The 18,572-nt window shown below is 39.7% G+C and carries 20 protein-coding genes; 9 read left to right on the forward strand and 11 right to left on the reverse strand.

Features of this window, described 5'->3' with window-relative positions:
• The 3 genes from mltA to H6H03_RS24040 are packed head-to-tail and all read right to left on the reverse strand — an operon-like array spanning position 1 to position 1,798.
• Positions 1 to 1,260: a murein transglycosylase A gene (gene mltA, locus H6H03_RS24030; protein ID WP_190957647.1), complete on the reverse strand. Its 1,260-nt coding sequence runs from the start codon at positions 1,258 to 1,260 to the stop codon at positions 1 to 3.
• A gap of 3 nt (positions 1,261 to 1,263) precedes the next feature.
• Positions 1,264 to 1,518 (reverse strand): hypothetical protein, encoded by a 255-nt coding sequence (locus H6H03_RS24035; RefSeq protein WP_096538960.1) that lies wholly within the window; start codon positions 1,516 to 1,518, stop codon positions 1,264 to 1,266.
• A gap of 13 nt (positions 1,519 to 1,531) precedes the next feature.
• Positions 1,532 to 1,798, reverse strand: coding sequence for a hypothetical protein (locus H6H03_RS24040; protein WP_190957575.1), 267 nt, complete (start codon positions 1,796 to 1,798; stop codon positions 1,532 to 1,534).
• Between the two features lie 39 nt (positions 1,799 to 1,837).
• On the opposite strand from H6H03_RS24040, the gene H6H03_RS24045 reads away from it, so the two are divergent.
• Positions 1,838 to 2,056, forward strand: a complete 219-nt coding sequence (locus H6H03_RS24045) for a DUF4278 domain-containing protein (protein ID WP_190957576.1) — start codon at positions 1,838 to 1,840, stop codon at positions 2,054 to 2,056.
• Positions 2,057 to 2,305: 249 nt separating this feature from the next.
• The gene (locus tag H6H03_RS24050; RefSeq protein WP_190957577.1) at positions 2,306 to 3,691 is read left to right on the forward strand and encodes a serine/threonine-protein kinase; all 1,386 of its coding nucleotides are present in this window, start codon (positions 2,306 to 2,308) and stop codon (positions 3,689 to 3,691) included.
• Between the two features lie 71 nt (positions 3,692 to 3,762).
• Here H6H03_RS24050 and H6H03_RS24055 read toward each other — a convergent pair whose 3' ends face one another.
• Positions 3,763 to 4,677 (reverse strand): c-type heme family protein, encoded by a 915-nt coding sequence (locus H6H03_RS24055; RefSeq protein WP_190957578.1) that lies wholly within the window; start codon positions 4,675 to 4,677, stop codon positions 3,763 to 3,765.
• A gap of 181 nt (positions 4,678 to 4,858) precedes the next feature.
• On the opposite strand from H6H03_RS24055, the gene H6H03_RS24060 reads away from it, so the two are divergent.
• Positions 4,859 to 5,752 (forward strand): phosphate/phosphite/phosphonate ABC transporter substrate-binding protein, encoded by an 894-nt coding sequence (locus H6H03_RS24060; RefSeq protein ID WP_190957579.1) that lies wholly within the window; start codon positions 4,859 to 4,861, stop codon positions 5,750 to 5,752.
• Positions 5,753 to 5,888: 136 nt separating this feature from the next.
• Here H6H03_RS24060 and H6H03_RS24065 read toward each other — a convergent pair whose 3' ends face one another.
• Positions 5,889 to 6,293 (reverse strand): VOC family protein, encoded by a 405-nt coding sequence (locus H6H03_RS24065; protein ID WP_190957580.1) that lies wholly within the window; start codon positions 6,291 to 6,293, stop codon positions 5,889 to 5,891.
• 15 nt (positions 6,294 to 6,308) lie between these two features.
• Positions 6,309 to 6,905 carry a tRNA-(ms[2]io[6]A)-hydroxylase gene (miaE, locus tag H6H03_RS24070; RefSeq protein WP_190957581.1) on the reverse strand — a complete coding sequence of 199 codons (597 nt, stop codon included), beginning with the start codon at positions 6,903 to 6,905 and terminating at the stop codon, positions 6,309 to 6,311.
• A 326-nt stretch (positions 6,906 to 7,231) separates the two neighbouring features.
• On the opposite strand from miaE, the gene H6H03_RS24075 reads away from it, so the two are divergent.
• A complete protein-coding gene (locus tag H6H03_RS24075) occupies positions 7,232 to 8,491 on the forward strand; it encodes an alkaline phosphatase PhoX (protein WP_190957582.1) in 1,260 nt (419 codons plus the stop codon).
• 149 nt (positions 8,492 to 8,640) lie between these two features.
• Here the strand turns inward: H6H03_RS24075 and H6H03_RS24080 are convergent, their stop codons facing one another.
• The 4 genes from H6H03_RS24080 to H6H03_RS24095 all read right to left on the reverse strand — a co-directional run bounded on the left by H6H03_RS24080 (position 8,641) and on the right by H6H03_RS24095 (position 13,388).
• A complete protein-coding gene (locus H6H03_RS24080) occupies positions 8,641 to 9,513 on the reverse strand; it encodes a polyphosphate kinase 2 family protein (RefSeq protein ID WP_190957583.1) in 873 nt (290 codons plus the stop codon).
• A 13-nt stretch (positions 9,514 to 9,526) separates the two neighbouring features.
• On the reverse strand, positions 9,527 to 10,003 hold the full coding sequence (locus tag H6H03_RS24085; RefSeq protein ID WP_190957584.1) for a hypothetical protein: 477 nt from the start codon (positions 10,001 to 10,003) through the stop codon (positions 9,527 to 9,529).
• Positions 10,004 to 10,168: 165 nt separating this feature from the next.
• Complete coding sequence (locus H6H03_RS24090) at positions 10,169 to 11,431, reverse strand: proton extrusion protein PcxA (RefSeq protein WP_190957585.1); 1,263 nt, start codon at positions 11,429 to 11,431, stop codon at positions 10,169 to 10,171.
• Positions 11,432 to 11,963: 532 nt separating this feature from the next.
• Entirely contained in the window at positions 11,964 to 13,388 is a 1,425-nt protein-coding gene (locus tag H6H03_RS24095; RefSeq protein WP_190957586.1) for a serine/threonine-protein kinase, read from the reverse strand.
• A 253-nt stretch (positions 13,389 to 13,641) separates the two neighbouring features.
• Here H6H03_RS24095 and H6H03_RS24100 point away from each other — a divergent pair, with 253 nt between their 5' ends.
• The 4 genes from H6H03_RS24100 to H6H03_RS24115 all read left to right on the forward strand — a co-directional run bounded on the left by H6H03_RS24100 (position 13,642) and on the right by H6H03_RS24115 (position 16,113).
• The gene (locus H6H03_RS24100) at positions 13,642 to 14,832 is read left to right on the forward strand and encodes a tetratricopeptide repeat protein (RefSeq protein ID WP_190957587.1); all 1,191 of its coding nucleotides are present in this window, start codon (positions 13,642 to 13,644) and stop codon (positions 14,830 to 14,832) included.
• 21 nt (positions 14,833 to 14,853) lie between these two features.
• A complete protein-coding gene (locus tag H6H03_RS24105) occupies positions 14,854 to 15,048 on the forward strand; it encodes a hypothetical protein (RefSeq protein ID WP_190957653.1) in 195 nt (64 codons plus the stop codon).
• 32 nt (positions 15,049 to 15,080) lie between these two features.
• Positions 15,081 to 15,248 carry a hypothetical protein gene (locus tag H6H03_RS24110; RefSeq protein WP_190957588.1) on the forward strand — a complete coding sequence of 56 codons (168 nt, stop codon included), beginning with the start codon at positions 15,081 to 15,083 and terminating at the stop codon, positions 15,246 to 15,248.
• 241 nt (positions 15,249 to 15,489) lie between these two features.
• The gene (locus tag H6H03_RS24115; protein WP_190957589.1) at positions 15,490 to 16,113 is read left to right on the forward strand and encodes a 4Fe-4S single cluster domain-containing protein; all 624 of its coding nucleotides are present in this window, start codon (positions 15,490 to 15,492) and stop codon (positions 16,111 to 16,113) included.
• Positions 16,114 to 16,229: 116 nt separating this feature from the next.
• Here the strand turns inward: H6H03_RS24115 and H6H03_RS24120 are convergent, their stop codons facing one another.
• The gene (locus tag H6H03_RS24120) at positions 16,230 to 17,174 is read right to left on the reverse strand and encodes an alpha/beta hydrolase family protein (RefSeq protein ID WP_190957590.1); all 945 of its coding nucleotides are present in this window, start codon (positions 17,172 to 17,174) and stop codon (positions 16,230 to 16,232) included.
• A gap of 429 nt (positions 17,175 to 17,603) precedes the next feature.
• On the opposite strand from H6H03_RS24120, the gene H6H03_RS24125 reads away from it, so the two are divergent.
• A complete protein-coding gene (locus tag H6H03_RS24125; RefSeq protein WP_190957591.1) occupies positions 17,604 to 18,446 on the forward strand; it encodes a phytanoyl-CoA dioxygenase family protein in 843 nt (280 codons plus the stop codon).
• The last annotated feature ends 126 nt before the right edge of the window (positions 18,447 to 18,572 follow it).

Consider the following 18,572-nt stretch of genomic DNA (forward strand, 5'->3'; position numbering starts at 1 on the left):
CTATTCCTTGAGCAATAAATAATATAGTGAACCATTACCGCCTGTGATGCCAGCACGATCGCCTGCTAATTTCCCAGATCCCATAAAGTAATCTACTCGTCCTGGGCCTTTAATGGCACTTCCTGTATCCTGGTCAAGGACAAAGCGGCTGACAGTCCGCCTTTCGAGTTTGCCACCAGTGGCTGGATAGGGAAATGAGTTATAAATTAGGGCTAGCGCTCCCGGAGGCATGAGAGACTTATCTGTGGCAATGGAACGTTCTGCTGTGACTGGCACATGAATACTGCCGGTAGCTGGCCTACCACCTGTTTCTTGGAAGAAAATAAATCTTTCCCAGCGTGGCAGATAATTATTCAACTCCTGGGGCTTTTGGTGGAAGTAACTAATCAAACGTGGCATTGTCAAACCTTCTAAGGGTAGTTTGCCATCTTTAGCTAGTTCTTTGCCGATACTAGTCCAAGGGTAATCTGTTCCACCTGCATAACCAACAGACGTTGTTTTGCCATTAGTTAATTTAATTTGGGCAGAACCTTGGATATGTATCATATATGCATCTAGGCGATCGCGAAACCAAAGTATTTCTAAACCGCTAAGCTGGCTTTTATTTCCCAGCAAACCATCCTTGCCTTCCAAATCAATTCGTTTGGGGTGGGGTTTCGCCCATTGACTGAAATCAGGCGGTAGCCGATAAAGAGGATACTTATATGTTGCAGTCTTGACACGGCTAGCGGTGTAAACAGGTTCATAATAGGCTGTGAATTTAACAGTACCCTTGCCATCGTTGCCCACAGACTGGTAAAAATCAAACTCTCGCCGGACAGCAGCTTGTAATTGCGCTGGAGACTTAGAACTGACAACTAGTTGGCGAAAACGTAATAAACTGCGGCGGACGCGATCGAGCGTAATTTCCTTGATCGGATAATTTTGATATGCTGCGATCGCTTCATCCTTTGCTAAGTAACGTAAACTATTGTCAATAGAAGCCAATAGAGCAAGGCGATCGCCTGTTTTACCCCTTTGACCCCAAAGTTGGTCATCCCAACCCAAGCAACTCTGCCGCAGCGTACAATCACCTCCGATGGCCACTGGTTTTAGCGGCAGCGTAAATTCAGGGGTAGTTGGTGCTGGCAGAGGCGGCAGTTCGGGAGTAGTCGGTATTGGCAAGGGCTGTAAATTAGGAACCTGAGCAACACCCGACAAAAGAGGATTTACAAAGGCAATTCCCAGACTCAAGGAAAGTAAAGCAAGGGTTTTTCTCATCATTTAGTTGAATCTTTCAACGCTGGAACTAAAAACAGGTTCTACCCGGATTGCCACGATCCGAGAAGGACGTACTACCATATACTCTCCCTGAATATTCTTGATCGGGACGCTAATAAAGTCACTGGAAGCAGATTTTGGCACAAGTTCGCCACTATACCACTTTTGAAACTCTTGAATAGTAGGAAAACGTACTTCTTCCCGGTGGCCGGTTTCCAGTAGGAGGTATACGGCGTATTCATTTGGAGTTCTAGGCATAAGATTGAATCATTTAAAAAACATTCAACCCATTGTTAACCACGTTACCCCAGAATGAAAAGGGTAGGCATACGGGAGATGGGGGGAGTGGGAGATGGGGAAGTGTGGGGAGTGTGGGGAGTGTGGGGGGAAAGATTTCTTCCCCATCCTCCCACACCTCCCACACTTCCTGGAATGCCCCATGCCCAATGCCCAATGCCCCATGCCCCAAGACGGCTAACCGTTTAACCAGTTCCTGAAAAAGTTTGCATAACTGTTCAATTAAACTCTGATAATTCATCAACATTATTGAACAACAGTTATTCAGGAGGCAAAAATTATGAAACTTTACTATCGTGGTTTGAGTTATGAATATAACCCAAGCCCAGTAGGCGACAAAAAAACACAACAGGCCTTTACGTCAGGTAATAATTTGACATATCGTGGCGTTAGCTATCATGTTGAACCAAATTCCAAATTGGACGAAGTTCCCGAAGCACCAATAGCTTATAAGTTGAGCTTTAGGGGAATCGATTACTTTGTAAATAAAACTGCGTAAACACAAGAAGTTACTTTAGTCATCCAACCAGCAAGTACTAAAAAACTTGGAATACTATCTCATAAATTCCAAGTTTCAACAATAATATGGCATTAAGCGGATTTGGAGTTTAGGGAGTCAAAAACTTGTAGTAAAATCCTCAAAAAACTTTGGAATTTCAGCACTAGTTACATATTTCCTTTTTCAAAAAACCTTTCTAAAGCTGGTAGTTGTGCCAAGATTAATTTGAGGACTTAAGCAAGTAACACAATGCTAGGACAATTATTAGACGGACGTTACCAAGTCCTTCAAGTTTTAGGCAAAGGAGGATTTGGTCAAACCTACATTGCCCAAGATACCCACAGGCCTGGTTTTCCGAAATGCGTAGTCAAACACCTCAAGCCAGCCACTCGCAGTGTTGAATTTCTCGAAACTGCCAGACGGCTATTTACCAGTGAGGCAGAAACACTAGAACAACTTGGAACCCATGACCAAATTCCTCGGCTTTTAGCCTATTTTGAACACAACCAAGAGTTTTTCTTGGTGCAAGATTACATTGAAGGGCATACTCTCAAAGCAGAACTACCTCCCAACGGACGTTGGACAGAAGATCGAGTAATTCAACTCCTCAAACAAATATTGGGTATTCTGCAATTTATTCATAGCCATAACGTTATTCATCGAGATATCAAGCCAGACAATATAATTAGGCGGCAACAAGACGGTAACTTAGTGCTGATTGACTTTGGTGCAGTCAAACAAATGGAAACTCAACTACTCACAGTTGTAGGGCACACCAGGGCTAGTATTATTATTGGCACCCCAGGATACATGTCTACAGAACAAGGGCAAGGTAAGCCCCGACCCAACAGTGATATTTATTCGTTGGGCATTATTGCTATTCAAGCGTTGACAGGTATACATCCGACAAACTTTGAGGAAGACCCAGATACAGGAGAAATTTCTTGGCAGCATCAGGCTAATGTTAGTTCTGAATTGGCATTTGTGCTATCTAAGATGGTGTTACACCACTTTAAACAGCGCTATCAGTCTGCGGCTGAAGTTCTACGCGTGCTTGAGCATCTTAATACCAAAGTAGAAGCCCAATTACCTCAACCTTCAGATTTTACAGAACCCCCTCAAGCTTCACTTTCTCAACAAAATTCAATTGGATATTCATCTGCTTCTATTTTGTCTCCAGAAAATTACAATCGCTTAGAAAAAATTCTCTTGGAATTAGTCGGGCCTGTTGCGCCAAGATTACTCCAACAAGTTGCACTCTCAGCAGGCAACTGCGAAGAATTAATTAGTCGATTAGAAGTTCATCTGCGAGGAAATGAACAACTTGATTTTCACAATAAAACAATATTTTTATTAGAAAAACCCACTTTACTCCAAGATGTTACTGTTAAATCCGATCGCTCGGAAATTAACCCCAATAATTTCCCAAATCAAGAAGAAGTCATCAGCGACAAATTTGTGGAAAAATGCGAACGGGAATTAGCTGATTTAATCGGCCCAATAGCTAAATTCTTAGTGCAAAAAACTGTTAAATCTTCTGGACAAATTTCTCGTGCAGAACTAGTAAAAATTTTAGCCTCAAAAATTCCTGAAGCTCAAAAAGCCTTACAATTTGAACAACGTTTGCTTTCTTGAATTGGGCATGGGGCATGGGGCATAGGGCATTGGTTATTCTCCGCGTCCCCATGCACCATAACCATAATTATTTAACTCTGATTATTAAGTATATCCATAGCTATTCTTAAGCTAGATTTCATCCGATTAAATGCTTCTGCTAATCCACCAATTTCATCATTAGATATTTCTTCAAAATCAGCAGTCATGTCACCAGTACTGACTCTTTGTGCGATTTTTTCAATTCTTTTTATTCTTTGAATTACAGCTTTTTTAATTAAAAAGTTAATCAAGAAAATTATAATTGCAAAGATAGTAATCAAAAGCCCCATAATCAATATCCAAGTCCGTTTGGCATTGGCAAAAATTTCTTCTGAAGGGACAGAAATTACTTGAGCAGAAACAATGTCGTTCAGTTTCCAGCCAAAGCCATTTTCAGAACCATAAGTTGCTAATTGGCTTTTAGGGGCCTGATCTGGTGTAGAATGACATCGTAAACATTGCTGCTGTGTAATCTTCAGTGGTTGGGCAATGTAAAATACCTCACCTTCTGGCAAGTCTCGAAAGCCAGTAATTTCTAAAGTGTTTGGTTCGTTGCGAAAACGCTGTACAAGTTCAGTTTCAAAAGTATCAGCTTTATCTGCTAAATTTGTGGGATTAAGTGTCGCATCTTTATGAAAAAAGTTTTTATATTCAGGCTTTTTGCGAAAATTTTCAAAAACCTCTTTTGAGGAAAAAGTTGGCACTATTTCAGGCATGAATGTTGGATTAGTTTCTAGTCTAGGTGCTAATAAGGGATCAATCCGAATCTGTGTATAGTTTCTAACTGCATTCACCATTTGGATGAGAATTTGCGCTTGAGAAGTTACTTCATTTTGCGCTCTCCCCTGAAGTACACTAGATAAGGCAATGCCACTTCCCAAAATACTGACTATGAAAACTAATATTAAAAGTAGATTAAATTTAGCACTTATTTTTAAGTTTTTTAACGTAATGTTGTTTAACATAACCTAAGCAACGAAGTTGGTATATGAGTTTGTTTAATATCTATTTATACCTATTACAAAACTGGCGATCGCTTAATTAATAAATATTAATTTTTTGTTTAAATTTTGTTTATTTAAGCTGTAAATAAGTTTATTTAAATTAGTTCTCTAACCCAAATTATTTTCTCAATCATAATTAGTGATGGTTTTCCGATTTCCCCGCCGTTTATTTCTATTTCATGTACTAGGTTTGGCATTTGCTAGTTGCCAACCAAGACGTAAGTTTGAAGGCCCGTTAACTATCGGCGTTATTAACTATGGTGGAGGCGAACAAATAATTAACCAATATGCTAAATTCAATACTTATTTAGGTGAAAAAACAAACTCATATATTCAATTAGAGCCTGCTTTTAATGAAAACAAAGCTGTTGAACGCCTTGAGGCTCGTGCTTGGTCGTTGGTCTTTGCGCCACCAGGTTTAGCGGCTATTGCCATCGCACGGCATCAATATGTTCCTTTATTTCCTTTAGTAGGTATTAGTAATTTGCGTTCAATTTTTGTTGTTCGCAAAGACAGTTCAATATCTGAATTAAAACAACTACAAGGTCAAACAGTAGCTTTAGGCCAGTTAGGCTCGGCAACAGGATATTATTTTCCTCTTTACAACCTTTATGGTACAACACTGGCTGAAATATTGTTTGCACCCACACCAAAAGCAGGGCTGGAATTTGTAGCTCAAGGAAAAGTCAACGCCTGTGCAGTTTCGGAGGCTGATTTGAGTCTCTATGCTTCACAGTTTAGCCCGACCGAATTCCGCATACTTTTTAAAGATCCCCACTATGTACCACTGGGTGTGGTTTTGATTGGGCCTAATATAGAGCGCAACCGTCAAGAATTCATCCGCAAAGTAATGAGCGAATTACCTTCAGGTTTAGCTCAAGAAGTTGGCTACGTACCCAACGGACAAGTACCGGATTACAAATATATGATTTCTGTGGTAGACCGAGTAAGTTCAATTGCTTCTAATTTGCAGACTAAACCTGTGCGTTTGTTTGAATCAAAAATGCCAATAGAGGGAACAGGCAATAGGCAATAGGCTTGCTAAAGTCTTTGGGTGTAGATGTTTTTTGAGCAGTTTATGTTGTAAACTATGCTTCAAATGCTGTCAATTTTGAATTTTTAATCCAAATCCAAAATTTAAAATCTCAAATCTAAAATTTTGTGAGTTGCTTTTAACTAACAATTCCCAAATTGCTGTAAACTTCGATTAAATTTCCATCAGGATCTCGAAAATGGGCTGTGCGAATTCCCCAATCTGAACGGTCTGTTGGTGGAGTGACAACGATCGCATTAGTATTTTTTACTTCTTCGTACACTTCATCCACGTTATCCACTGCGAAAATCAAGACAATTTTATCTCGATTGGCAACATACGAAGGCTGATCGATTCTTGGGACTACTTGAGCCATTAATTCTTGTTTGAACAAACCGAGTTTGAGATTTCCGCTATTAAACTCAGCATATCCGCTATTTTCATCGCCCCAATCGACATCGAATTTTAGCAAATCTCGGTAAAACAAAAAAGAATCTTTGTAATTGGAGACAAGCAGTCTCAAGTGTGTTAGCTGAAGCTTCATAGTGGCCTTGGTCTACTAACTGTGGATTCTAGGTTCTGGATGCAAAGTTGCCAGCAGCTCACTTTCAACAATTGCTAATTCATCAAGGCGTTGCATGACAATTTCTTTGTCGAAGTAAGTAGCAGCTAAAACCCAATATATACCGTAGTGGCGCGCTTCGGACGCCATAAGGCCACGATAAAATTTTGCTAATTCTGGCTCTGGACAGTAAGCAGCTAATAACCCCAGGCGTTCGTGGCTGCGTGCTTCGATTAAGCCAGTGACTAGTAAGGAATCTAAAAATCGCTGGGGTTCTTGAGGACGTACAACAGCTTTTAAACCCGCCCCATAAGGAGGCGGTGGTAAGGGAGCCAAAGGAATATTGCGCCGTTCTAGCCATTGGTTAACTAGCTCGAAGTGTTCTAGTTCTTCGCGGGCGATCGCTGTGAGTTCCCGCACCATTTTAGTATTAGAAGGGTAGCGGAACATAAAGTTCAACGCCACCCCTGCGGCTTTACGTTCGCAGTGGGAGTGGTCGAGTAAGATGATATCTAAGTTAGCGATCGCTTGTTCGATCCAAGCAGAACTTGTGGGCTGTTTTAGGGCGTTGATAGTCGGTAACTGAGTAAGCACATCACAAAAATCTAGAATTGCAATTTTGCTGAGTACCCCAGCAAACTGATTTTACAGCAGAATTCAGAGCTTGAGGGTTAAAAGGAAATAGAGAACGAGCAACACTTCTCTTCGAGACGCTTTTTTCATCTGGCAAACTCCTAGTTTAATTGTTTTTTTTACCCAAAAAAGCTATTAGAAATTTATATATTTCCTAAATTAAGAAAATGTCTTAAATAAACTGTTTTTAACCTCCTATTAAATTCAAATAAACTGCTCATCCTAGATAATTGAGCCTGGCTACTTGCAACAAATTAAGCCCGATCAAAAATATTAGGGAGCATACATTGAATCTATCAAGACGCGAGTTTTTTACCTTGGCAGGGGCATCGGCTACAGGTGCTGTTCTCCTATCTCCTTTGCAAGCCTTCTATGCTAAACCGGCGATCGCTGCGGGCCCCTACGGCAATTTAGTGGCCGACCCCAACCGAGTATTAGATTTACCACCTGGATTCACCTACCGCAGACTGTCCGAAACCGGTCAAACGATGAATGATGGTTACCGAGTACCCGGTGGTCACGATGGTATGGGTGCTTTTCCAGGTTCCAATGGCAATACGATTCTAATTCGCAATCACGAACTCACTCCCAGTTCTAGCAATGGTTTGAGCGCTCCTACTGGCAGCAAGTACAACTCAAATGCGAGGGGCGGTTGCACTAAATTGGTTGTTAGTTCTTCGCGCACCTTGATAGAACATCGGGGAGTCCTGGCAGGAACCATTCGTAATTGTGCCGGTGGCCCTACGCCTTCAGGGTCTTGGCTAACCTGTGAGGAAACTTTTGAAACCAATAACAGCAAGAGGCATGGTTATGTTTTTGAAGTTCCTAGCAGTGCAAGTACTTTTGTTACTCCCGTTCCACTAACCGCAATGGGGCGTTTTAATCACGAGGCTGCCGCTGTAGACCCCAACACAGGGTATATCTACATGACTGAAGACCAGGGGAACGGGCTGTTCTACCGCTTCATTCCCAACCAAACCAACAACCTGAGTGCTGGTGGCTTGTTATACGCCTTAAGGATTATAGGGTCGTCTGGAATCAACACAGCTACAGGTTTCCCAAAAAATACGCCTAGAGCGGTAGATTGGGTACAGATTAACACTCCCGATCCCGCCACTGATACCGTCAGAACAGAAGGGTTTAACAAAGGTGCCGCCAGGTTTTCTGGTGGGGAAGGCATCTTTTATGGCGGTGGTTATGTATACTTCACTTGCAAGAGTGGGGGTAGTTCTGGAGATGGGCAGATTTGGCGTTATTCGCCCACTAACAATACTGTTGAACTCTATATTGAACCCAACAATTCTGGCGTTCTAGACAATCCAGACAATATTGTGGTTTTCCCCAACCGGGACATCTTTCTCTGTGAAGATGGGGATGGAACGGATTACATTCTGGGCATTACTCCGACTGGCAGTCTTTACAAGTTTGCTAAGAACGCTCTCAATACATCAGAGTTCGCTGGGGTTTGCTTCTCCCCCGACGGTCAGACAATGTTTGTCAACATGCAGAGTCCAGGAATAACCTTTGCTATCTGGGGGCCCTGGTAATAATCAACATAATTACTAATTCGTAATTCGTAATTCGTAATTCGTAATTAAAGGTGTTATAAAATTTCAATTTAGTCGCCTTAAATTAATTGGGGTCTGAATCCTCAATTAATTAAATTACGAATTACGAATTATCAATTACGAATTATTTAAGGGTCTTCTTGTTCCAAAATGCGTTTTGCTTCTAAAAGTTGCTGTTTGTGTTCCTCTGTAACTGTCGGGTATTTTAGATTTAGTTCTTCTAGTTTTGTGCAGATGATATCGGCAACTACCAAGCGCGTAAACCATTTGCGATCGCCAGGAATAATATACCACGGTGCCCATTTTGTGCTAGTGTGATTAAAGACTTCTTCATAAGCATCCATATAATCATTCCAAAAAGCTCTTTCCCGAACATCGTTAGCTGAAAATTTCCAATTTTTTTCTGGCAATTCAATCCTTTCTAGAAATCGTTTTTTCTGCTCTGATTTTGAGACATTCAAAAAAAACTTTAAAATAATTACACCATTATCCACTAAATATTTTTCCAAGTTGTTAATTTCTTGAAAACGTTGTTTCCATATCTGATTTCCTTCACTAAATTTCGGTAATTGTTGCTTTTTGAGCATTTCTGGATGGACGCGAACAACTAGAGTTTCTTCATAGTATGAACGGTTAAATATACCAATTCGACCTCTCTCTGGCAAAGCCTTTGTCGTTCGCCACAGGTAGTCATGGTCTAATTCTTCTGTACTCGGCCCTTTAAAACTAAATACTTGAAATCCTTGTGGGTTGACGCCAGACATCACGTGTTTAATTGTGCTGTCTTTACCAGCAGCGTCCATAGCCTGAAAAATAATTAACAAGGCATAAGTATTTTGAGCATAGAGAATATTTTGGTAATTTGCTAATCGTTCAATATCTGATTTTAATTTAGTTAGAGCATCGGCTTTTTGATAAAAATCGGTTTTATAAGCTGGGTCATAGTTTTTTTTCAAAGAAATCTTTGAACCTGGTGGAACAATAAAAGCATCATGATTCACGTATAAAATCTCCTCATTTTCGGCGTTTTGGGATCGGACGCATGGCTTCACGACCTAACATAAACATTCCTGTGATACCTAAACTGACAAACCAAACATATTGATACCAGTATTGCCGAATCTGCTCTATTGCATTAAGTTCTGGATGCAAAGTGTTTAAGTACAACACTAGCACTAATATCATTAGCGCTCCAAAACCGATAAAGCTTAAGCCAAGACAAATTCGCGCCGGCCGCAGTTCAAAATCACTAATATTGTCTAGGTCAATTTCTGACAGTTCTTTAAAAGAATCATCTGCTAAAGATGAGGCTGTTTGCAACCTATTGCTGAGTTTTGGTGGTAAAATCGGCACTAGTGTTGTTACAGTTGGGCGGCGTAACAAAGCCTCGGTCTCTCGGAGCAATTCTAGTGGCTTACGAGTAGCAGTTGGTTGAGTAAAATCTATCTTATTTGTAGCAGTTGAAGTCTTAGCTTTGCTTTCAAAATCCATACCACGCCTCACAAGGACAAGGGGATAAGGGGACAAGCTTATATATGAAAGATAGAAGCTTGTCATCTGGATTACTATATTTTATTCAAATTATTGAGCTTGTATACCCAAGTCTTATGAATTCTGAATTCTGAATTCTGGATTCTAGATTCCAAATTCTTACAATTATTCATCCATCTCTTTTAAGGTAGCTAATGCTGACGGAGATAAGCGACTCAGATACCGGAATATCCAGTATTTAAAAATAGTATTTAAAATTACAGGAAATGTAGCAATAAATAAAAATATTACGTTGTTATTTGCTGGCAAGCCTAAATGTTCTGAGAATCCTTCTAGAACAATTTCCCAACCATGCGGTGAGTGGAATCCTACGAATATATCTGTAAACAAAATAATTAAAAAGGCTTTAGCGCTATCACTAAGTCCGTAAACAATATTATCTATAAACGCTTTGACAACCACAATTTCTTTTTTACTGAAACTGATGACCAATGCAAAAGAAATTAGTGATATTAAGTCAGCAAAAACATTACTAATACTGCTATTACTTTTAATCCGGAATTCTTCAGCTATCTCAGATGCTCTGTCTTTTATCTTTTGTTGTACGGCTGTGGATGATAATTGTGGTGTTTGATTTAGTAAATATTCAAATCTTAATTCTGCTTGAAAATTACGTAATTTTTGGAGAGCCTCTTTTTCCATGTCAGAATTAATGAAAATTTGAGTTGTATTCTCTCCTCGGATTTTTTCTACTATGGGATTTACTAACAGTTCTTTAGATAAATGCTGAGTTACCAGCGGTACAAGAATTAGGATAAGGAAAAATCTCAGGGCAATTCTTGTCCTATTTCTAGATAATCGATAATTCCTGGTAAAATTTTCTTCTGCATGTGGAGAAAAATCTCCTTTAATTACATTAATACTTCTACCAATAGACCCAGGAAAGACTCCAGTCTTTTGAAATGGAGATGTAGTTTTAATTTCCTTAATATCAAATGAGTCTGGCGAATTTTTGATTTTGCTTTGGTTAATTCCCTGGGGTTGAGAATCAATGAGTTTATTTTTGATAGCGTACTTTTCTACAATTTCATCAATAACGCGCAATTTTTCTAACAAGGCAGAATTAGAGATATCTATAATTGCCCGACTCAATGTAAATTCAGCAAGCCTAATCTTGATGATAGTTAAGTTTTTATCAAGGTATACTTGCCAATAAGACATGACATTTTCAGTATATTTTCCTGAAGCGGAAGAGATTTTTTTGCCATCAAAATGTTCAATTTCAATATTTTTAATTCTCTGGGCTGCTTCGTAAGCATCCAAGAGTGCCCTTTCTGGTGTATCTACAAACCAACGATTTGGCGATCGCCAATATTCCTTCAGCTTTTGATAAAGTAATTCTGCTCTGATTGCGAATGACTTTTTCATTATATATAATTAATAATTTACAATATTTAGCAGATTTAAATAAGCATGAATAATGGCTAATAGTTAGTTAAAGACATTATTCGCTATTACCCAATAATTATAAGGTAAATCTGTTATTTTGATTGTACACCTATTGAATGATTAGGTACAGGCAAAGGGCGATTTTCTAAAATTTTAAACTCAAGCGTATCCACATGGTAAGCAAAACGATGAAATTCAAGTTATTTGGTCAAAGATTGATAGGGATTGTTATAGGTTCGCTGAGTGCATTTACTACAATTGTAACTATCAGTCAACCTAGCTATGCTGGAAGTACAAATTTTTACCAGCCCCTACCTGCGCTGATTTGGATCGCCTTTCTCATCCTCCTGCTTGAAAAATCCGGTCAGCAGCCACTCGATAAATTCATCAAAAGTGATTTGTTTAGGTAAAGCTTGAGCCATGATTTATCTCAAATAGTGGTGCGGTGGACGATATTTTTACGCTATTTTCAACTCACAGCCGTGTGGCTAATTTTAGTTTGACAAAATCATTAATGAATTTCAAAGGATTCAATCATTTTTTCTGCGGTGGGTAAGAAGCGATCGTAATCATCTATTGCAGCAGAATAAGTAATGATATATGCTTGATTCCCCTTTAAAGTCCAAACTTGTAAATTTTTTAGATTCTTTTTTCCATCTTTACCAATAAAAATTAATTGATTAGCTCTTTTTTTTGCTAGACTCGTTTCACTGATGTTTACAATAGTCGCATCAGATAAAGTAGTTTTTACTCCCTTAATAAATAAATCTTGCGATTCTTGTAACGTCCCAGAAAAATTCTCAACACTTATAGTCAAAAGTTCTCGAAAGTTATCTTTTTCAGTTTGTTGAGGTGATAAGAATGTTACTAACTCTTTAGTGATTAGATTCGGTGTCTCTTGAATTTTCCAAGTTTCTGGATATTGAATTTTTATGCCATAGCTAGAATCTTGATACATCAAAAAATTTTGGCTAGGAGTTTGTAATTGCAATAACCATAGACTGATAGTAGCGACTACTGCCGTTATTCCTGCACTGAGGAAAAACTTTTGTGGTCGTGCCAATTGTAAGGTTTTTTGAATTGTAGTATCTGGTATTTTATCTAGCATTTCTAAAGCTTGCAATGCCGATGTCGCTGTAGGATAACGCTGGCGGAAATCATACAGCACCATTGTGTCTATAATTTCTGCTAGCTGCTGACTCACTTGTATTTGATTGCGCCAATCAATTTCTCCTGTATGCGGGTTTCTTGGTAGTCCTTGAGTGCCAAAGTCAGCAGGATTAATTCCTATCAAAGCTTGGATAGCAATAATTCCCACTGCATAGATATCACTGCTCAACTGTGGAGTGCCACTAGCTTGTTCGCTTGGCATATAACCATAAGTACCAATGGCAACTGTAAAATTTGCTTGCCCTTGAGAATTAGTCATTTGGGTAGTGATTTGTTTTACAGCCCCAAAGTCAATTAGTACTATTTTGTTATCTAACTGTCTACGTCGAATATTAGCAGGTTTAAGATCCCGGTGAATTACATTGTATTGATGAACAAATGCTAAAATTTCCAAAATTTCTTTTAGAAGTTTAATAGTTTCAGATTCACTCAATCGCTTGCCTAGAGGAGGTATTTCCTGAGTAATGTCATGACCTGGAATAAACTCTTGAACTAAATAAAATTCTTGATTTTCTTCAAAGTGAGCCAATAATTGAGGAATTTGGTCATGCTTTCCTAACGTTTCCAGAATTAATGCTTCGCGATCGAACAAACGTTTGGCTTCCCCTAAAGTGTATGCATCAGTAGAGAGTGGTTTAAAATGCTTAACAACGCACTGTGGATTTCCAGGCCTTTGCATGTCTTGAGCTAAAAAAGTCGTACCGAATCCCCCTTGTCCCAGTTGGGTGAAAATTTGGTAGCGTCCACCGATGGTTTGGCCCTGCATTAAATTCCCCCTTGCTGCTGGAATTAATCATTCACTTATTTTGTTAATCTTGATTTTTGCACATAATTGAATGGGGCATAGGGCATTGGGCATTGAAAAGAGGCAGAGGAGAGGGAGAGGGGCGGGGTGCATGGGGTAGAGGGAAAAACTCTTCTCCCTGTCTCATCTCCCCATGCCCTATGCCCCATTCCCCATTCCCAATTTTTTAAACACTAAGTTAAACAAAGATTAGCCTATGAGTTTGAGTCTGTGCATGATTGTGAAAAACGAAGCAGCAACACTGCCCAAATGTCTAAGCAGTGTCAACAAAGTGGTAGATGAAATAGTAGTGTTGGATACAGGCTCAATCGATCGCACTCCTTATGTTGCCCAAGAGTTCGGGGCGAAAGTCCACCATTTTAAATGGTGCGATGATTTCAGCGCCGCCCGGAATGCAGCTTTAAAATATGTAACTGGTGATTGGGTTTTGGTGTTAGATGCTGATGAAACTCTCACGCCAGGAATTGTACCGCTATTGCAAGACACCATTGCTAGGGAGGAATATCTGTTACTCAACCTTGTTCGCCAGGAAGTTGGTGCAGAACAATCTCCTTATTCTCTGGTTTCAAGATTATTCCGCAATCATCCAGATATTCGCTTTGACCGTCCTTACCATGCCTTAGTTGATGATAGCGTGTCGGCAATTTTAACCAAAGAACCACACTGGCAGGTAGGTTATTTACCAGGAGTAGCAATTCTCCACACAGGATATCAAAAAAGTGCGATCGCTCAAAATAATAAATATGCCAAAGCCGCAGCAGCGATGGAAGGATTTTTCGCTACTCATCCTGACGATCCCTATGTTTGCAGTAAATTAGGGGCATTGTATGTGGAAACTGGGAAAATTTCCCAAGGAATGGAGTTACTTAGACGAGGATTGCAGCGCATAAATGAAAGTCACGCAGCTGGGGAAGAAAACTACGATATTTTGTACGAACTTCACTATCATTTAGGCATTGCCTACAGTCGGTTAAAAAATTTTCCAGTGGCTATTTCTCATTATCAAACAGCAATTAAATTGCCAATTTATCCCATGCTCAAACTAGGAGGATACAACAACCTGGGAAACTTACTCAAAGCCGCAGGAGATTTTAATGGCGCGAAAACTGCTTATATCGCAGCGTTGAAAATCGATCCGAGTTTTGTTGCGGGATATTATAATCTGGCGATGACGTTTAAAGCTTTGGGTTTATTTACAGATGCGATCGCTTGTTATCAAAATGCCATCGTCTTAAATCCCAACTACGCCGAAGCCTATCAAAATTTAGGTGTAGTCCTGCTAAAAGTCGGCAATCATCAAGAAAGTATAGCAGCATTCAAAAAAGCGATCGCCCTTCATGAAAAGCATAACCCCCAAGAAGCCAAAAGACTAAGCCAGGGGTTGCAAGAGATGGGAGTTATGTAAAGTGGGCATGGGGCATGGGGCATGGGGCATGGGGCATGGGGCATGGGGCATGGGGCATGGGGGGTGTGCGGAGACAAGCGGACAATGGGGATAACTCCTAACTTTTTAGTCAACAGTCAACAACCCAATTCCCAATGCCCAATGCCCAATGCCCAATATATATATTTTTTTCTCTCTTTAGAAATTTGCCATTTGAAAATTGATGTTATAGATTAGTGCTGAAGTTTTAATTAAACATCTAATTAGCAATGAAAACCACACTAATCAGTTCAACAACACAAGAAAACAGACCTACCAAGACTAAAAAACAGTCTTTTCCTGGGATGAATATTGGTACTCCGAAAGTACCATTCCGCAAGTCCAAGAAAATAGTACAGCAGCATGAATTACTCAGTGATTGGGAACACGCAAGTTAATTTACTACTTTCAATTTTTTGATACAAACTTGCTAGTAATTGCTCTAAGTATTCCATGTCTCACAATCATTCTTAAAATTGGTGTTGGTAAGAAAATTCGGCATGAAAAACACCCATTTTAAGTAGCGATCGAGTACAAACGCCGACAAAAAAGCCTGAGTTCCTTACTAAGGTGGAGTATTACAATATTTCGCTATAGTTATATAGTTAACAGGCAACGGTTTTAAAAGGAGTTAAAGAGATGGAAACTAAGCCAACTGACCCATCACTAGCACTCACGGAAATTCCCTCTGGCTATCTCAACATCATGGGTTACGTTGATGAGTCAGAAGTCAATGGCCCTGGTTGTCGTGCAGTTATCTGGGTGCAAGGTTGTCCGCGTGAATGTCCTGGCTGCTTTAATCCTGACTCCTGGTCTTTTGAGGCTAACCAAATTGTTGCCGTTGATACTCTTGCAGAGAACATCCTCAATAATCCTCGCAACACTGGTGTAACGTTCTCTGGTGGAGAACCATTTTGGCAAGCGCCTACGCTAGCGTCTTTAGCTCGTAAGCTAAAAGCTGCTGGATTGAATGTAATGTCTTTTACTGGGTTCACCCTCAAGCAGCTACAGTCTGAATCTGCACCGCCTGGCTCCCAAGAATTGTTAGAACAACTTGATATCTTAATTGACGGGCCTTTTGTGCAATCTCTGGCAATTAATTCTCCCAACTCTCCAGTTTCTTCTAGTAACCAGAGGATTCATATATTTAACCCTGCTTTATCTGACCAGATTACCTGGGCTAGCGACCAAATCGAAGTTCACATTCTCAAGGATGGTAGCCGCATTGTTACTGGCTATCGAGGTGGACTGGAATTGATGTAATTGGGGATGGGGCATGGGAAAAGAGAAGGCAGGAGGCAGGAGGCAGAAGGCAGAAGTTCTTTAATGCGTCAATTTTGAATTGATTTGTCTCCCTGATCTCCCAATCTCCCTTATCTTTACGTCTTTGTGTCCCCGTGTCCCCGGTCATCTTGAATGAGGACGCGCAGATTTTCATCCAAACGATCGCTTGTATTATTGATGTAATCTAAAGCGCCGCGATCGCCAAGTGTATAAGCCCGCAAAAAAAGCGCACTCCAACGAGCGATGGTTTCAATTGATTTCTCCTGTGCCAAAGTTGGGATATTTGGGTCTGGTCTGGCACCAGGAGGATTGTTAATATTTGTGATGCCATAATGATTGGCACCCTCTATAGTAATTAATGCTTTTGGAGGTTCTTGAATTAAATCATAACTTGTTTGTGTTGTTTGGGGAGTTACTGATGAGCCATCTTGACTTCCTAAGATTAAAGCTATTGGAATCCCTTGATTTCTAATTGGTATAAATTTTCCGATACCTACAAATGTATTAGTAGCAAAGAAAGCTGCTGCTTTTAACTGTTGAGGGCGTTGAAATTCACCTTCACAAACTGGGTAAATACAAGAATTATCAATCGCAGTCAAACCAACTGCTCCACCGAAAGAATGTCCTAATAATACTAGTTTATCTAAATCAAGATTACCAGCAATTGGTGAATTTGGATTAGAATTTTCTGCTAGCATAAAGTCTATAACATGAGAGATTTGGGATGTTTCTGGTATCAACCCCGTAAATCCAAAATCTGGTAAAGAACGAATATGTTCGGGAACAATTACTGTAAATCCGTAACTGGCGACAATATGAGCAAATTGAGAATATTGAGATATATCAACACGCGAGCCAGGCAAGAATAAAGCAATGGGAGTTTTGATGTGATTGATATTTGAACTGGGAATGGCAGGATAATAAATATCTGCGGAATCTCCATTAGTGGGAATAGTCGTTTTATAGTTGTTGACTAATCGAAATAGAGGGCCAGGGTTAAAAGTAGTTGCACCTGTGCTTATTTCACCATCCGAAACCATTTATTTGCCTCCAATTATTACCAGTCAATAGGATTTAAGCAGTAAATAATGAAGATGGTCAAGCACCAGCGATCGCTCTTTGTATTTCTAGGCATAGGACTTACGCAAAAACTCCCTAAAACTCTTATTTCTTTGCGTCCTTTGCGTCCTTTGCGGTTCGTTTTTCATAATTTTGCGTAAGTCCTGGGCATTATAAAATAGTGTTTACTGAGTACACCCATGTTTTAAGGATTCATTTTAGTCGTGAAGGAACGAGATTTTCAACAAACATTCCTGAAACAGTCGCAGTCCCATTCATCCTTAACTTTTGTTGAAAAAACTTAATAATTTGAGAACATCCAATTTTGAAAGTTTTCCTTCAGACTGGAAAACAGTTTCAAAAGCCAAGGCTATCTTGTGTATTAATAAAAATTAAAATAAAGGAAGAAAATGCCTGAATATCTAAATGGTAAGCAGCCAACTACAGAGCAATTAAATGATTGGATTGAGTATTTTCATAATAATGGATTTTTGGTGATTGACAATGTGTTGACACCGGAGCAATGTGAAATCCTCAGAAATGATTTAGATGAAACTCTCAAGAAGACAGAAGGTAAAGATTATAAAAAATCTAAGAAAATAATGAAGCGGATGTTCGAGCATTCTCAGCAAAATTTAAATCTTTTTGCTTTAGAGCCAATCGTGACATTTGCAGAACATTTAATTGGTGGTACAAATGGAACAGGCTACTCAATGGATGATGGTATTTCTAATGCTAATACAATTCATGTTATTCACAATAACTCATTTAAGATTCCTCCAGAAACTGACGGATTAGCTAAAAATGCATGGCATCAAGACGACACACCGCATGTAATTTCCCTTGATGGGAAACCCTTGACTAATATTCGCTTGAATGTTCTTGCATTCACAGTGAATTACTATCTGACAGATGTATTATCCGAAGAAAATGGCCCGACTCAAGTGATTCCGGGATCTCATCTGTTTGGTAAGTTGTGCGACGGTAATATTTCAGGATATGAAGACCGAATTTACAGCTGCTTAGGAGGGATGGGTTCTGCTGTTTGTTTTAACAATCAGGTATGGCATAGAGGCTCTAGAAACTCTTCCTCAATTACTCGCTACATTACACAGATTACTTATGCCAAGAGACTGGTTGGACATAAGTACGCACCCTTTATGAATTATCAAATGCCTAGTCACTGCTATGAACAAGCAGACCCCAGATTGAAGCAACTGTTAGGATTTCTTCCCAGTGGTGCCTATGGTTAAAAGAGACTGGGGATTAGGAGTACTCAGTTAAGAGTACAGACGCGATTATACTCTTACGAGAAGACGCTGTTCGAGCGTCTACGCGTTTGTACAAGAGTTAAAATTTATTCTCCTTGTCTCCCTACT

This window comes from Nostoc paludosum FACHB-159 (assembly GCF_014698835.1).
In the GTDB taxonomy this organism is placed as follows: Bacteria; Cyanobacteriota; Cyanobacteriia; order Cyanobacteriales; family Nostocaceae; genus Nostoc; species Nostoc paludosum.

Excerpts from the sequence above, each read along its gene's own strand:
- H6H03_RS24085 (WP_190957584.1), bottom strand. The coding sequence starts at position 10,003 with ATGGATTTTGAAAGCAAAGCTAAGACTTCAACTGCTACAAATAAGATA.
- H6H03_RS24040 (WP_190957575.1), bottom strand. The coding sequence starts at position 1,798 with ATGAATTATCAGAGTTTAATTGAACAGTTATGCAAACTTTTTCAGGAA.
- H6H03_RS24055 (WP_190957578.1), bottom strand. The coding sequence starts at position 4,677 with ATGTTAAACAACATTACGTTAAAAAACTTAAAAATAAGTGCTAAATTT.
- H6H03_RS24120 (WP_190957590.1), bottom strand. The coding sequence starts at position 17,174 with ATGGTTTCGGATGGTGAAATAAGCACAGGTGCAACTACTTTTAACCCT.
- H6H03_RS24045 (WP_190957576.1), top strand. The coding sequence starts at position 1,838 with ATGAAACTTTACTATCGTGGTTTGAGTTATGAATATAACCCAAGCCCA.
- H6H03_RS24115 (WP_190957589.1), top strand. The coding sequence starts at position 15,490 with ATGGAAACTAAGCCAACTGACCCATCACTAGCACTCACGGAAATTCCC.
- H6H03_RS24060 (WP_190957579.1), top strand. The coding sequence starts at position 4,859 with ATGGTTTTCCGATTTCCCCGCCGTTTATTTCTATTTCATGTACTAGGT.
- H6H03_RS24125 (WP_190957591.1), top strand. The coding sequence starts at position 17,604 with ATGCCTGAATATCTAAATGGTAAGCAGCCAACTACAGAGCAATTAAAT.
- H6H03_RS24050 (WP_190957577.1), top strand. The coding sequence starts at position 2,306 with ATGCTAGGACAATTATTAGACGGACGTTACCAAGTCCTTCAAGTTTTA.
- mltA (WP_190957647.1), bottom strand. The coding sequence starts at position 1,260 with ATGAGAAAAACCCTTGCTTTACTTTCCTTGAGTCTGGGAATTGCCTTT.
- H6H03_RS24100 (WP_190957587.1), top strand. The coding sequence starts at position 13,642 with ATGATTGTGAAAAACGAAGCAGCAACACTGCCCAAATGTCTAAGCAGT.
- H6H03_RS24035 (WP_096538960.1), bottom strand. The coding sequence starts at position 1,518 with ATGCCTAGAACTCCAAATGAATACGCCGTATACCTCCTACTGGAAACC.
- H6H03_RS24110 (WP_190957588.1), top strand. The coding sequence starts at position 15,081 with ATGAAAACCACACTAATCAGTTCAACAACACAAGAAAACAGACCTACC.
- H6H03_RS24065 (WP_190957580.1), bottom strand. The coding sequence starts at position 6,293 with ATGAAGCTTCAGCTAACACACTTGAGACTGCTTGTCTCCAATTACAAA.
- H6H03_RS24090 (WP_190957585.1), bottom strand. The coding sequence starts at position 11,431 with ATGAAAAAGTCATTCGCAATCAGAGCAGAATTACTTTATCAAAAGCTG.
- H6H03_RS24095 (WP_190957586.1), bottom strand. The coding sequence starts at position 13,388 with ATGCAGGGCCAAACCATCGGTGGACGCTACCAAATTTTCACCCAACTG.
- H6H03_RS24105 (WP_190957653.1), top strand. The coding sequence starts at position 14,854 with ATGGGGCATGGGGCATGGGGCATGGGGCATGGGGCATGGGGGGTGTGC.